Genomic DNA, 14,433 nt, shown 5'->3' on the forward strand with positions numbered 1-14,433 from the left:
ATCGGGGGCCGTCGTCCCTAGAGTGAGGGCATGACGGCTCCCGACCTCGCGGACTGGCGGACGTACGACGCCCCCACGCTGCCGCGCGTGCTCGACGCGGCGCTGGAGCGGTTCGCGGAGCAGGGCTACCACGGCACGAGCATCCGCGACCTCGCCGCCGAGGCGGGGCTGTCGGTGCCGGGCGTCTACCACCACTACAGGTCCAAGCAGGAGATCCTGCTCGCGCTGATGATGGCGGTCATGGACGAGCTGCTCGAGCGCAGCGCGGCCGCCCTGGCCGACGCTCCGGACGACCCGTCCGCGCAGTTCGACGCGCTCGTGGAGTCGCTGCTGCGCTTCCACATGTTCCGCCGGCGCCAGGCGTTCGTCGGGTCCAGCGAGATCCGCAGCCTGGTCCCGGAGAACCGGCAGCGGTACGTCGAGCGCCGCGACGAGCAGCAGCGGATGCTCGACCGGGTCGTCGTGGCGGGCACCGCCTCCGGCGTCTTCGGTACGCCGTATCCGGAGGACGCCGCGCGGGCGGTGGCTTCGCTGTGCGTGGGCGTCGCGTCCTGGTACCGCGAGGACGGACCGCTGACCCCCGACGAGCTGGTCGCGCGCCACCTCGTCCTGGCGCGTGGGCTCGTTCAGGCCTGAGGGACCCGCGGGCCGTGGGCTGCAGGGGTCACCGGTTAACCGGTGACCCCTGCACATATCGGGGTAGATCTGCCCCGGTATGTGCAGGACTGCCCCGAGATGTCCGGTCGGTCGGCCGGAAGTCGTGCCCCCGCCACCTGGCCGCTGACCGGTTGACGGACGGCGCCTGATGGTGTCACGCTGACCGAGCGAGCGATCGGTCGGTCGCTACGCCGACGAGGAGGACAGACGCATGAGTGACCTGGTCAGCCGCACGCGGGAGTTCATCCGCACGAGCGTGCTTCCGCTGGACGACGAGCACGACGGCGACATCGAGGCCGCGGGCGGCGACGACCTGCGGGTGCGGCTCCAGCAGGAGGCCCGGGACGCGGGCGTCTTCGCGCCTCACGCGCCGGTCGACTGCGGCGGCCAGGGGCTCGGCATGGTCGAGCGCTCGGCGGTCTTCGAGGAGGCGGGCTACTCGCTGTTCGGGCCGCTGGCGGCCGGTGTCGCCGCGCCCGACGAGGGCAACGTGCACCTGCTCGACCACGTGGCGACCGACGCCCAGCGGGCGACGTACCTCCAGCCGCTGGCGCGGGGCGAGGTCCGCTCGGCCTTCGCGATGACCGAGCCGGCGCCGGGCGCCGGCAGCGACCCGTCGGCGCTGACGACCCGCGCGACGAAGGTCGACGGCGGCTGGGTCGTCAACGGCCGCAAGTGGTTCATCACCGGCGCCGACGGCGCGTCGTTCTTCATCACGATGGCGCGCACGAGCGGGGAGCCCGGCGGGGCCGGCTCCGCGGGCTCGGGCGGCGCCACGATGTTCCTGATGCCCGCCGAGACGGAGGGGCTGCAGGTCGTCCGCCACGTCGGCACGGTCGACCGCTCGATGGTCGGCGGGCACTGCGAGGTGACCTACACGGACGCGTTCGTGCCGGACTCCGAGGTGCTCGGCGGGGTCGACGAGGGCTTCCGCTACGCGCAGGTGCGGCTCGGCCCGGCGCGGATGACCCACGTCATGCGCTGGACCGGCGCGGCCCGGCGGGCGCACGAGGTCGCGGTGCGGCACGTGGCCGGCCGTCAGGCCTTCGGCTCGCGGCTCGCCGACCTCGGGATGATCCAGCAGATGATCGCCGACAACGAGATCGACCTCGCCGCGACGCGGGCGCTGCTGAGGACCGCGTGCGAGGAGCTCGACGCGGGGGAGCGGGCCTCGGCCAGCACCTCGATCGCCAAGACGTTCGCCGGCGAGGCGCTGCACCGCGTGGTCGACCGGGCCACCCAGATGTGCGGCGGCCTCGGCGTCTCGACCGAGCTGCCGGTCGCCAAGATCGCCCGCGAGATCCGGCCCTTCCGGATCTACGACGGCCCCTCCGAGGTGCACCGCTGGTCGATCGCCAAGCGCGCGGTGCGCCGGGTCGAGAAGGACCTCGGATGAGTGAGGCCGGCGCCGCCGCCCTCTCCGCCGAGGAGCTGGCGGCGGTCGCCGACGAGATGACCCGCGCCGGCGCGGACCTCGCCGGGCCCCTGCGCGCGCGGCTCATCGCCGGCGGCCGCTCCAACCTCACCTACCGGCTCGACGACGGCAGTGACGAGCCCGGCCACGCCTGGGTCATGCGGATGCCGCCCCGGCTGGGTCGCACGCCGTCCGCGCACGACGTGGGCCGGGAGGCGCGGGTGACCGGCGCGCTGGCCGCGGCCGGCTTCCCGGTCGCCCGGCCGGTCGTGGTGGCCGAGGAGGGCGCGACGGCGGTGGGCCTGCCGTTCGCGGTCGCCGAGTTCGTGACCGGTCGCACGGTCCAGTCGCGCGCCGACCTCGACGCCCTCGACGACGCCACCCTGGAGGCGACGACGGCTCGGCTCGTCGAGACACTGGCCGCCCTGCACTCCGTCGACCACGTCGCGGTCGGGCTGGAGCGGTTCGGCCGCCCGGACGGGTACGCCGCGCGGCAGGTGCGCCGCTGGACCGGCCAGTGGGAGCTCGTCGGCGACCCGGCGCTCGGTCCGCTGGCCACCGAGCTCGGCGGCCGGCTCGCGGCGACGGAGTTCGACCAGCGCTCGACCGGCGTCGTCCACGGCGACTACCGCATCGACAACACGCTGCTGTCCCTCGACGGGCCGGACGGGCCTCGGGTCGAGGCCGTCGTCGACTGGGAGCTCTCGACCATCGGCGACCCGGTCGCCGACGTCGCGATGATGTGCGTCTACCGCCACCCGGCCCTCGACCTGGTCCTGGGGTTCCCCACGGCCTGGACCAGCGACCGGCTGCCGAGCGCCGACGCCCTCGCCGCGGCGTACGAGCGCGCCGGCGGCGTGCCCCTCGTCGACTGGGACGCCCACCTCGCGCTGGGCTGCTTCAAGCTCGCCGTCATCGCCGCCGGCATCGACCACCGGCACCGCGCCGGCGCCACCCACGGTGAGGGCTTCGACACCGCCGCCCAGGCCGTGCAGCCGCTGCTCGAGGCGGGGCTCGAACGGCTCTGACCAGCGGGCGTCGACGGCTACTCCGGGACCTCGCCGGGGAGCACGGCCACGAACGTGGCGCCCTGCCCGGGAGGGGCGGGCTCGAGGCGCAGGTCGCCGCCCTGCTCGACCATGAGCCGGTGGGCGATGTGGAGGCCGATGCCCTGCCCCGTGGAGGCGGGACCGCTGCGGCCCCAGTCGAAGATGGTGCCGGCCAGGTCAGCCGGGACGCCGGGGCCGTCGTCACCTACCCGGATCTCGATCACGTCAGCGGCGTGGTCGACCTCGAGGGTGCAGGCGGTGCGGGCGTGCTGCGCGGCGTTCTCCAGCAGGATGTTCACCACCTCGGCGACGTCGTCGGGCCGACAGAGGGCCTTGACCTGGCTGGGGGCCCAAGCCACCTGGCGACCGCGCGCCTGGTGGGCGGTGACGAGCGGCTCCAGCACGGCGTCGAGGTCGGCCTGCTCGAACCGGGTCGTGCGCCGGTCGTCCATCAGCCTCTGGAGGCGGGACGCCTCCGCGTCCATCGCCTGCTCGAGGTGGCGCCGCCGGTCAGGCGAGATACCCGGGTGCGTGTGGAGGACCTGCGAGACGTTCGCGATGCCGGCGATGGTCGCGCCGATCTCGTGGAGCCGCTCCCGGTTGACCCGGGCGTCCGCCTCCAGGTGCTCCATCCGGCGGTGCAGGCTCCGCACCGTGCTCCCGTACCGGCGCGTATTCACCTGCAGGAGCGCCAGGGCGGTGTGGATGAGCACAACGGCGCCGCCGATCCGCAGGACGGTCGCGAGGGCCGCCTCGAGGTCCTCGAACAGGCCGGGCGCCAGGACCAGCTGGCTGAAGCCGAGCGCGACGGACGCGAGGCCGATCCGGAGCCGTACCCACCCGGGCGCACCGCTCAGGCGCGTCAGCAGCAGCGCGGCACAGGCCTGGCCGACGAACAGCAGCACGGCGAGCCCCCTCAGGGCCGTCCCGGACAGGCCCAGGGCGGGCAGGTCGAGGGCGGTCGCGCGCAGCGCGGTGACGACCGCGCCGACGACCAGGCCGGCGAGGAACGGGTCGACGTGCAGCGGCCGCCGCGCCGCGAGGACCGTGCCGGCGACGACGAGCGCTTGCAGGGCCAGGTCGATCCCGGTCATCCAGCCCGCGTGCGCGGCGAACGCGGTCGGCTGGGCCAGGCGCACGGCGGCCAGGCCGACGCCCTGGGCGCCCACGACCGTGACGCCGGCCGCCAGCCACGCGGTCGTAGGGTTCCCGGACATGCGCCAGCAGACGTAGAACAGCAGGCCTGCGACGAGGACCGACGGGTAGACGAGCAGCTCGTAGGACAGCGCCGCACGGTCGAGGTCGCGTGCGCTGGGCACCAGCCAGCCGAGGAGCAGCAACGGCACCGTCAGGACGAGGACGAGGGCGAGCACCGTCCGCCCGTCACCGGCGCCGCGGTCCAGCCACCGTCGCATGCTCGGTCCCCCAGTACGTCGTTGCCCCGTCGACAGCGGCCGAGCCCGCCGTCGACGTCGTGAAATAGGTGAAGTGCCCCTTACCCGGTTGTCGCCCGGCGAATGCTTGCGAGGCCTCGGCCGGTAGGGGACGGGGTCCCCGCGCTTGCCGGGACCGGCGCGCGGGTAGCGGGTACCCGACCGTGAAGGCCGCGCAGCACGCAGGAGGACCCCGCATGCCCCCCGAGACCATCGCCGGCCGCTACGACGTCGTGCGCGAGGTCGGCCGCGGCGGCATGGGTGCCGTCTGGCTCTGCCAGGACCGCACCCTCGGCCGCGAGGTCGCCGTCAAGCAGGTCGGCGGCCTGCCGGGCGAGTCGACGCCGCACCTGGCGCGCGCGCTGCGCGAGGCGCGGTCGTCCGCGGCGCTCAACCACCCCAACGTCGTCTCGATCTTCGACGCGATCGAGGACGGGGGCCACGTCTGGCTGGTGATGGAGTACCTCCCCTCGCGCAACCTCTCCGAGGTGTTGAAGGAGGGCCCGGTAGAGGTACGCCGTGCGGCCCGCCTCGGTGCGCAGGTCGCCGACGGCCTCGCCGCGGCGCACGCGCGCGGGGTGGTGCACCGCGACGTGAAGCCCGGCAACATCCTGGTCACCGACGACGACGTCGCGAAGATCTCTGACTTCGGCATCGCCCGCACCCTCGGCGAGGAGCAGCTCACCCAGACCGGCATGGTGGCCGGGACCCCGCTCTACTTCTCCCCGGGCCTCGCCCGCGGCGGCCAGCCGACGCCCGAGGACGACGTGTGGGCCCTGGGCGCGAGCCTCTACGCGGCCGTCGAGGGCGAGCCGCCGTGGCCGACGCAGGAGAACTCGATCGCCATGCTCATGCACATCGTCGGCCACGAGCCGCCGGTGCCGCAGCGGGCCGGGGCGCTGACCGAGCCGATCCGCCGGATGATGTCGGTCGACGCCGGCGCCCGCCCCAGCATGGCCGAAGCCGCGGCCGCCCTCCGCGTCGTCGCCGAGGGTGGCGACGCCTCGACCGTGCTGCTGCCGGTCGGCGGCGCGGCCGACGCCACGACGGTGGAGGAGCTCCAGCCCGAGCCCCAGCCCGAGCCGCAGCCCACGCCTGCGCCCACCCCCGCACCCGCGCCGGTCGCCGCGCCGGCCCCGGTGCCCGCCGCGAGCGGGCCCGACGACCCTCGCCGACGGCGTACCGCCCTCGCCCTGGCGGTCGCCGCCGTCGTCCTCGTCGTGGCGCTCGGCGCCGCCCTGCTGAGCGGTGTCCTCGGCGGCGACGACGAGGACGCGGGTACGGCCACCGACCGGCCCGGCGGCGACCGGTCCCGATCGGCGTCGCAGGAGCCGAGCGACCCGCCGGCGGAGGAGGAGCCGAGCGAGGAGACCTCCGCGACGACGGGGGAGACCCCCGAGGAGACGGAGGAGGCCGCGGAGTCGCCGAGTGCGGAGACGCCACCGGTGAGCAGCGGCAACGAGGAGCAGCTGGTCGAGGACTACTACGCCCTCCTGCCCGACGACTACGAGAGCGCCTGGCGGGTGCTCTCGCCGGACCTGCAGGAGGAGCTGGGCTACGACTCGTACTCGGGCTTCTGGTCCTCCATCGGCTCGGTCAGGGTCGACGGCACCGAGCCGCAGGGCGGTGGGACCGTCCTGGTCGACCTCACCTACGACGGCGACGAGAGCGAGACCCGCGAGATCACCGTGCGCGGCGGACGGATCGTCGCCGACGGAGTCGCCTGACCCGGATACCCTCGTGAGGGTGCGCAGGAGCTGGCGACGCGGCGTCGACGCGAGGACCGCGGTCCTCGCGAGCACCACGGTCGGCGGCCACGCCCTCGCGGCGTACTGCTGGTCGCGCTGGCGCCGCGCCCGTGCCGACCTGCTCGCGGTCGGCCAGGTGGGCGCCGCGACGCGGCGCGCGGCGGCGGAGACGAACGAGCGCTACCGCTCGCTGTTCGAGTACCACCCCAGCGCCGTGTTCTCCCTGGACCTCGAGGGCCGCTTCGTCGAGGCGAACCCGGCGGCCGAGCGAGTGAGCGGGTACGCCGCGGACGAGCTGATCGGCATGCCGTTCGCCCAGCTGTTGCAGCCCGGCGCCGAGGGACCGGTGGCCGAGGCGTTCGTCGAGATCGTGCAGCGTCGCGCGCAGCAGCTCGAGACCGTTGTGCTGCGCCCCGACGGCACGACCGCCGAGGTGAGCGTGACCGGTGTGCCGATCGTCCTCGACGACGAGGTGGTCGGGGTGTACGGCATCGCCGAGGACGTGACCGCGCGCAACCGGATGCAGCGCGAGCTCGCCCGGACGCGCCGCAGCGCCGAGCAGGCCAGCGAGGCGAAGTCGATGTTCCTCGCCAACGTCAGCCACGAGATCCGCACGCCGCTGACCGCTGTGATGGCGACGACCGAGCTGCTCGTCGACAGCGGCCTGGACCCCGAGCAGGAGCGGTTCGCCGCCGCCGTCCAGCGGTCCAGCCAGCGGCTGCTGCGGCTGGTCGACGACATCCTCGACTTCTCCTCGATCGAGGCCGGTCGCGCCTCGGTGCACGACGTCGACATGGACCTGCGCACGGTCGTCGGCGACGCCGTCTCCCTGGTGCGCCCGGTCGCCGAGGAACGCGGGCTCGAGCTCTCGCTGACGGTCGACCCGGACCTGCCGCGCCGCCTCACCGGCGACCCCGAGCGGCTCGGCCAGGTGGTCGGCAACCTCCTCGACAACGCCGTGAAGTTCACCCCCGAGGGTTCCGTCCGGGTCAGCGTCGAGGTCGCCGAGACGCTGCCGGCCTCCACCAAGGTCCTCGTCCGCGTCGAGGACACCGGCATCGGCATCACGGAGGAGCAGCAGGGCAAGCTCTTCCAGTCCTTCAGCCAGGGCGACTCCTCGATCACCCGCCGCTACGGCGGCACCGGCCTCGGGCTCGCGATCTGCAAGCAGCTCGTCACGCTCATGGGCGGCTCGATCTGGGTGACCAGCAGCCCCGGCGGCGGCAGCACCCTTGCCTTCGCCGTCCCCCTCGGCCGGCCGAGCTCGGCTGGTTGAGGAGGGCGCAGCGCCTGTCCCGAACTCGCCGGGCCCGGCGGGCGTGCCCGGCGCTGCCGAAGTACTGGGCGAAGGGCCCTCGACGACGGCGTTTGCGCAGGTCGCCGATGCCCGAGGCCTCGTTCGTTCAGCAGTTCGGCGCGAGGACGGAGCGAACGGGCTCGACGGGACCGAGTCGGGACCCGCCGACTCTGGAGGCCAGACGGCCGGAACGGGGCTCAGTCGCAGCCGTACCCGTCGCCGTCCGCGTCCAGGTCGTAGATGTCGTAGCCGAGCACCTGGACGACGCCGCTGGCGTACGCGGGGCCGTTCCCGCTGCCTCCGGCGCAATCGACGTCACTCGCGACAGGGACGCACCCTGAGTAGTTCGGGTCGCAGCCACTCGAGGCTGCAGGGGCGACCGGCGGCGGAGGCGCGACGTAGGTGCCGAGCAAGGTGACCCGGGGCGCCGGCCGGCGGGCGACGAAGGTCCGACGGATCTCGCGGGCGACCTCGACGCCGTCCTCGAGCGTCACGCGCACGACCCGTACGCGGGTGCCCGCTCGGCCGGGCTGACCGATCCGCCGCTCGCCGCGGTCCAGCTGGTCCGTCCGGCGGACCTGCTGCCCGAAGGGGATCCTCTCCCGCACCCGGACCGTCTTGTGCGTGACGACCGGCGCGGGTGGCTGAGTGGACGGCTGAGTCGCGGACTCGGCCGGCGACTCGTCGGGGACGGTCGCGGCGCCGACTCGCTCACGCGGCACACTGATGCGCTTGGGAACCGGTCAGGGCCGCCCATCGGTCTGGACCTCTGGACCGACGCCAGCCGGTGGGTCGAGGAGGGCGCCCGCGGCGTCTCGAAGTCTGCCGCGCCGAACCGCCGCGCCGAACCGCCGCCCGTCAGGCGCGGGACGTGACCCAGCGCTGGAGGACCGCCTGCAGCTCGTCGGGGTGGACCGGCTTGGGGACGAAGTCGTCCATGCCCGCAGCCAGGCAGCGGTCGCGGTCGGCGGCGCCGACGCCGGCGGTCATCGCGATGACGGGGGTGCGCCGGCCGTCGGCCTCGCGGCGTCGGAGCTCGGCCGTTGCGTCGTACCCGTCGAGCACCGGCATGTGGCAGTCCATGAGGACCGCGTCGTACGCCCGCTCGGCGAGCATGGTCAGCGCCTCGGCGCCGTCCTCCGCGACGTCGGCGGTGTAGCCCCGCGAGGCCAGGATGCCGACCGCGACGAGCTGGTTGATCTCGCTGTCCTCGACGACCAGCAGGTGCCCGCTGCCGGCACGTACGCCGTCACGGCCCGCCGGGGTCGGGGCAGGCGCGGCCAGGGACTCGCAGGCGACCTCGCGCAGGCGCGCCATGTGCAGGGGCTTGGTGAGCACGGCGCCGATGCCGGCGGCGGCGGTGTCGCCGAGGTCGACCGCGGGCTCGGAGGTCAGCAGCACCATCGGCGGGGCGTCGCCGCGCGAGGAGATGCGCCGCGCGAGCTCGAGGCCGTCGGTGCCGGGCATGCACAGGTCGAGCAGCACGAGGGCCGGGCGCAGGCCGTCCGCCAGCAGCTCGAGCGCGGCCGCGGCGCCGTCGGCGAGGGTGACGTCCATGCCCCAGGCGCCGAGCTGGCCCTCGAGCACCAGCCGGTTGGTGGCGTTGTCGTCGACGACGAGCACCCGACGGCCCGCGAGGTCGTCGCGGCGGCAGGTCGCGGTGACCGAGGTGTCGTGGGCGGGCGCCATGGGCACGCGGAACCAGAACGTGCTGCCGACGCCCGGCTCGCTGGTGACGCCGAGCGTGCCGCCCATCGCAGCGACCAGCTGCCGGCAGATCGCCAGGCCCAGGCCGGTCCCGCCGTACTGGCGGGTGGTCGAGGAGTCGGCCTGGGAGAACGGCTCGAAGACCCGCTCGCGCTGCTCCGCGGCCAGCCCGATGCCGGTGTCGCGCACTTCGAAGCGCACGAAGACCGTCTCGTCTCCGGCGCCGCCGTCCGCGCGACCGTCTGCGCGACCGTCGAGGTGGGCGGAGACGACCACCTCGCCCTCGTGGGTGAACTTCACGGCGTTCGACGCGAGGTTGAGCAGCACCTGGCGCAGGCGGGCGGGGTCGCCGCGCAGCGCGGTCGGCAGGTCGGGGGAGCAGTACGCCAGCAGCTCGAGGCCACGCTGGTGGGCCTGGGCCGCGACCAGCTCGGCGGCGCCCTCGACGACGCTCACGAGGTCGAGGTCCACGACCTCGAGGTCCAGCTTGCCGGCCTCGATCTTGGAGAAGTCGAGGATGTCGTCGATGACGGTGCGCAGCGCCTCGCCCGCGCCGCGCGCGCCCTCGGCGTACTGGCGCTGCCGGTCGGTGAGCTCGGTGTCGAGCAGCAGCCCGGTGAGGCCGATGACGCCGTTCAACGGGGTGCGGATCTCGTGCGACATCGTCGCCAGGAAGTCCGACTTCGCCGCGGACGCCGCGTGCGCCGCGGCCAGCGCGTCGGCCTCCCAGCGCAGCTGGCGCGCGGTGCGCACCACCGCGATCGCCGCGAGCACCGCGGCGGCCGCGCCGGCGGCGAGCACGTCGCCGTGGCGGCCGACCAGGTCGTCGACCACCAGCACGCCGATCGGCGCGAGGAGCGGCAGGATGGCGACGGCCATCCGGGTGCCGGCGTGCTCGCCGGTCCTGGCGTCGACCGGGCCGGCCGTCGACCCGGGCCGAGGGCTTGCCGAGCGGGCGAGCAGGACGGCACCGACCATCCAGCCCAGGTCCAGCCAGGCCGCGACGGGGCCCGAGAGCGAGAACAGGAGGTAACCGAGGTCGGAGAGGAGCCAGCACCCCACGCCGAGCGCGAACTCGAGCCCGATCCGGTCGCGCGTCGCCCGCGTGGCGAGCGTGCGCAGCACCAGCCCGAGGAGCACGGCGTCGGCGACGGGGTAGGCCGCGAAGACCGCCCGCTCGGCGGTGCTGGTCGTCTCGTCGGCGACGATGCCGCCGATCGAGACGTCCCAGAGCAGCAGCACGCAGACGGTGACGATCGTGAGCGCGTCCAGCAGCACCTCGGCGTCGCGGCGTCCGCGCGGACGCACCTGCCACAGCGCGGCGAGGAGGGCGGCGCCCAGCCCGAGGTAGCTGATGAAGTACGGCACGTCGGCCCAGGACACGTCCGGCTCCGGGCCGGTCCAGGCGTAGAGGTACCAGATGATGTCGGCGAGGGCGTTGGCCCCGAGGCCGAGCGCGACGAGGGTCGGCACCAGTCGCCGAGCGGGGGCAGCGGCCCGGGCGCCGAGGCCGGCCGTCACCGCCGCGCCCACGACCACGAGGATGTACAGGGCGTCGTACGCCGCGCTCGCACCCCGGGTCAGGTGGACGGCGAGACCGAGCAGCGCGATCGCACCGAGCACCGCGGGCAGTGTCGTCCGCACGTGCTCCTGCGGGGACCACCGAGCGCCGGGCATGCCTCCATTGTCAGGGCGGGGGGCGGTGCTCGCGCGCATTTCGGACGAGGGGGACCGAGGCCCGGGTCGCCTCGCCCCGCTGCGGTGCTGGTCGTGGGGTACCGGATCAGGCATGTGGTGGAGCTCGTGGACCGATGTGCTGCGGATCGTCCTGGTCGGAGCGGCGGGGTACGCCGCGCTGGTCGCCCTGCTGCGCGTCTCCGGCAAGCGGACCCTCGCCAAGCTCAACGCCTTCGACTTCGTCGTCACCATCGCCCTCGGCTCGACGTTGGCGACCGTGCTCACCGATGCGAAGCTGGCGTGGTCCGAGGGGGTCGCGGCGCTTGCGCTCCTCGTGGTGCTGCAGCTGCTCGTCGCGTTCGTGACCGCGCACGTCGGGGCGGCCCGCAGCTGGGTGACCGCCCAGCCGACGGCGCTGCTGGTCGACGGCGAGCCGCTGCCGGATGCGATGCGCCGCACCCGCACGAACCTGGCCGAGGTGCGCCAGGCCATCCGGTCCAGCGGGCTCGGCGACCTGGGCCGCGTGGCCGCGGTGGTCCTCGAGACCGACGGCACGCTCAGCGTCATCCCGCGGGACTCGGCCGGGGACCGGTCCGCCCTCGCCGACCTGCGGCTCGCGCGGGACGGCGGATCAAGCGACGGACTCAGCTGATGCTCAACGTGACCGCCAGCAGCACCGCGGCGACGAGCACCGCGCCGGTCATCACCGCGCCGAGCCCGAAGCGGGGGAGCGGTCGGCCGGTCCGCATCGCCCGCTCGACGAGCGCCCACCGGCGGTAGGCCAGCACCGTGGTGCCGCCGCCGAGCAGGACCAGCACGACGACGAGCACGATCCGCAACCCGTCCTGCTCCGGCACCTCCAGGGAGTGCAGCGCGACGCCGCCCGCCATCACCGCCAGCGCAGTGCGGACCCACGCGAGGAAGGTCCGCTCGTTGGCCAGCGTGTACCGCGGGTCCGGCTCGTCCCCGACGTCGTAGGCGCCCATGCCGCCATCCTGACGCACCGGCTCGTCGGGGGAGGACCGGCGCTCGGTACGGTCCGGGTCATGCACGAGTACGACGCCCAGACCGCCGTCACGCCGACCGGGGACGGGGTCTACGCCGCCGACCTCTCCGACGGATGGCACGTCGGCGGAGGCATCAACGGCGGCTACCTGCTGGCGATCATCGGCCGCGCGATCAGCACCCACCTGCCGGCCAAGCCGCACCCGCTGGCGGTCAGCGCGTACTACCTCTCCGCCTCGACCGCCGGCCCGGCCGAGGTGGCGCTGGACGTCCGGCGGGACGGGGGCACGGTCAGCACGGTCGCGGCCGACCTCCGGCAGGTCGACCAGGCGCGGATCACCGCGCTGGCGACGTACGGGGACCTGGGGCGGCTCGGCGACGACGTCCGCACCACCGCCGAGGAGCCCCACCTGCCGCCGGTCGAGGAGTGCGTGCCGTCGTCGATGGCGCCGGAGGAGGTACGCCGCGTGGCGCCGCTGATGCAGCGCTTCGACATGCGCTTCCACCCCGATCACATCGGCTGGGCGGTCGGCGAGCCGGGCCGCACCGGCGCGATCTCCGCGTGGTTCCGCTTCGCGGACGGCCGCGAGCCCGACCCCGTCTCGCTGCTGCTCGCCGTCGACGCCCTCCCGCCCGTCACCTTCGACCTCGGCATGCCCGGCTGGGCGCCGACCCTGGAGCTGACCGCCCACGTCCGCGCCGTCCCGGCCCCCGGCTGGCTCAAGGTCCGCCACGCGACCCGCAACATGGCCGGCGGGATGTTCGAGGAGGACTGCGAGGTCTGGGACTCCACCGGCCGCCTCGTCGCCCAGTCCCGCCAGCTCGCCCGCCAACCGCGGCCCACCGCTGGTTGAGCCGGCGAGCGCCAGCGAGGCGTGTCGAAACCCCTGGCAGCCGACCCTCGGCTTGCAGGCCGTGGGTGGTTGCGGTGCAGGCAGCTATGAGGACGAGTTCGTCGTGGCCCGCGGTGGTCTCCCGGCTCGCGGCGGCTGGTTGAGGAGGCCGCCAGGTCCGTCCCGAAACCGGCCGAGAAGCTCGCTGGATTCGTTGTCCACATAGTGGTTTGACCTGCGGAGACAACCCCGTCACTGTCGGTGGTCGCTGCTTGAGTAGACCCATGGCCGAGGACTCCCGACACAACGCGCACCCGGTGTGCCGCGCGGTCGTGAAGTCCCGCAAGAAGGCCCGCTCGGCAGCTGGCTCTCGACTCTGGACCATGTCCGACGACGAAGTGTCCGCGACGCTGGTGGAGGCCACCCGGCTGCGTGCGCAGGTCGAGGCGCTCGAGCTCAGGCTGGCCGCCGAAGCCGACCGGCGCGCCGTGGGCGACCGGACCGGCGCCACGGACACCGCGTCGTGGTGGGGCCATGAGACGAGGCAGGACCGGCCCGCCGCGATGCGGCGGATGCGGCTCGCAGAGTCGCTCGACCGCCACGCGTCCACGTCCGCTGCGCTGGCGGAGGGCGCGATCAGCATCGACCACGCCCGGGTGATCACCGAGTGCGTCGACCGGCTCCCCGATGGCCTGCCCGACCCGACGATCCCGGAGCGGGCCGAGAAGCACCTCCTGACCGAGGCGCTGGGTTGCGACCCCAAGACTCTGGCGATCCTGGCCAAGCACGTCCTCACCGTCGTTGCGCCCGAGATCGGCGAGGAGCGCGACGCCCGCGCCCTCGAGCAAGAAGAACGCGAGGCACGGGCGAAGGCCTGGCTGACCATGGCACCCGACGGGCGCGGCAGCTACCGCGGGAAGTTCTCCATCCCCACGCTGCACGGCGAGATGCTCAAGAAGATGCTGCTCGCGTTCGCAGCACCGAAGCACCAGGCGACCAAGAAGGACGCGGACCAGACCGGAGAGCGGGAGCAGGTCGAGCGGCGACCCTCACCGGAGCGCTTGGGGGATGCGTTCTGCGAGCTCCTCGAACGTCTCCCGGCCGACAAGCTGCCGATGCTCGGTGGCCTGAACGCCTCGATCATCGTCCTCATCGACTACACGAACCTGAAGAGCGATGTCGGCCGCGCGGTCCTGGACTCAGGGCAGCCGATCTCCGCGTCGATGGCGCGGCGGATGGCCTGCGAAGCCGGCCTCCTCCCCGCCGTCCTCGGCGCCCGCTCCGAGCTCCTCGACCTCGGCCGCACCGCCCGCCTCTTCTCCGGCGCCCAGCGCCGCGGACTGGCCATCACTCAGAAGACCTGCACCACCGCCGGCTGCGACTGGCCCGCCCACCTCTGCCACGCCCACCACGACGACACGTGGCTCTCCGGCGGCCGCACCGACCTCGAGAAGGGCCGCCTGCTCTGCCCACGGCACCACGCCCGCATCCACGACCCCCGCTTCGAGACCACCATCCACCCCGACAACCAGGTCACCTTCCACATGCGGACATAGACCGACCGGCCGACCCGCCATCTCGACCACGAAGAGCCGGTGGGAGAGCAGCGCAGC

The 14,433-nt window shown here is 74.2% G+C and carries 12 protein-coding genes; 8 read left to right on the forward strand and 4 right to left on the reverse strand.

Annotated elements, in window-relative coordinates; translation table 11 throughout:
* Nucleotides 1–30: 30 nt before the first annotated feature.
* The 3 genes from H7344_RS08950 (at nucleotide 31) to H7344_RS08960 (ending at nucleotide 3,099) form a co-directional block, all read left to right on the forward strand.
* Complete coding sequence (locus tag H7344_RS08950) at nucleotides 31–636, forward strand: TetR/AcrR family transcriptional regulator (protein WP_186345674.1); 606 nt, start codon at nucleotides 31–33, stop codon at nucleotides 634–636.
* Between the two features lie 232 nt (nucleotides 637–868).
* Entirely contained in the window at nucleotides 869–2,053 is a 1,185-nt protein-coding gene (locus tag H7344_RS08955; RefSeq protein ID WP_186345675.1) for an acyl-CoA dehydrogenase family protein, read from the forward strand.
* On the forward strand, nucleotides 2,050–3,099 hold the full coding sequence (locus H7344_RS08960) for a phosphotransferase family protein (protein ID WP_186345676.1): 1,050 nt from the start codon (nucleotides 2,050–2,052) through the stop codon (nucleotides 3,097–3,099). Before H7344_RS08955 ends, H7344_RS08960 begins: the two co-directional genes overlap by 4 nt.
* A 17-nt stretch (nucleotides 3,100–3,116) precedes the next feature.
* Here H7344_RS08960 and H7344_RS08965 read toward each other — a convergent pair whose 3' ends face one another.
* On the reverse strand, nucleotides 3,117–4,535 hold the full coding sequence (locus tag H7344_RS08965; RefSeq protein WP_186345677.1) for a sensor histidine kinase: 1,419 nt from the start codon (nucleotides 4,533–4,535) through the stop codon (nucleotides 3,117–3,119).
* A 215-nt stretch (nucleotides 4,536–4,750) separates the two neighbouring features.
* On the opposite strand from H7344_RS08965, the gene H7344_RS08970 reads away from it, so the two are divergent.
* Nucleotides 4,751–6,280: a serine/threonine-protein kinase gene (locus tag H7344_RS08970; protein WP_186345678.1), complete on the forward strand. Its 1,530-nt coding sequence runs from the start codon at nucleotides 4,751–4,753 to the stop codon at nucleotides 6,278–6,280.
* Between the two features lie 19 nt (nucleotides 6,281–6,299).
* Nucleotides 6,300–7,577, forward strand: a complete 1,278-nt coding sequence (locus H7344_RS08975) for a PAS domain-containing sensor histidine kinase (protein WP_186345679.1) — start codon at nucleotides 6,300–6,302, stop codon at nucleotides 7,575–7,577.
* Nucleotides 7,578–7,795: 218 nt separating this feature from the next.
* Here H7344_RS08975 and H7344_RS08980 read toward each other — a convergent pair whose 3' ends face one another.
* Nucleotides 7,796–8,206, reverse strand: coding sequence for a G5 domain-containing protein (locus tag H7344_RS08980; protein WP_229706905.1), 411 nt, complete (start codon nucleotides 8,204–8,206; stop codon nucleotides 7,796–7,798).
* Nucleotides 8,207–8,456: 250 nt separating this feature from the next.
* Entirely contained in the window at nucleotides 8,457–10,982 is a 2,526-nt protein-coding gene (locus H7344_RS08985) for a hybrid sensor histidine kinase/response regulator (RefSeq protein WP_186345680.1), read from the reverse strand.
* Nucleotides 10,983–11,094: 112 nt separating this feature from the next.
* On the opposite strand from H7344_RS08985, the gene H7344_RS08990 reads away from it, so the two are divergent.
* Entirely contained in the window at nucleotides 11,095–11,634 is a 540-nt protein-coding gene (locus H7344_RS08990) for a DUF421 domain-containing protein (protein WP_186345681.1), read from the forward strand.
* On the opposite strand, the gene H7344_RS08995 is transcribed toward H7344_RS08990, so the two are convergent.
* Nucleotides 11,627–11,968: a YidH family protein gene (locus tag H7344_RS08995; RefSeq protein ID WP_186345682.1), complete on the reverse strand. Its 342-nt coding sequence runs from the start codon at nucleotides 11,966–11,968 to the stop codon at nucleotides 11,627–11,629. The genes H7344_RS08990 and H7344_RS08995 overlap by 8 nt on opposite strands.
* 60 nt (nucleotides 11,969–12,028) lie before the next feature.
* On the opposite strand from H7344_RS08995, the gene H7344_RS09000 reads away from it, so the two are divergent.
* Complete coding sequence (locus H7344_RS09000; protein ID WP_186345683.1) at nucleotides 12,029–12,841, forward strand: thioesterase family protein; 813 nt, start codon at nucleotides 12,029–12,031, stop codon at nucleotides 12,839–12,841.
* Between the two features lie 263 nt (nucleotides 12,842–13,104).
* Nucleotides 13,105–14,376, forward strand: a complete 1,272-nt coding sequence (locus H7344_RS09005) for an HNH endonuclease signature motif containing protein (protein WP_186345684.1) — start codon at nucleotides 13,105–13,107, stop codon at nucleotides 14,374–14,376.
* Nucleotides 14,377–14,433: the final 57 nt, after the last annotated feature.

The sequence above is a fragment of the Nocardioides deserti genome, from assembly GCF_014266025.1.
Lineage (GTDB): Bacteria > Actinomycetota > Actinomycetes > Propionibacteriales > Nocardioidaceae > Nocardioides > Nocardioides deserti.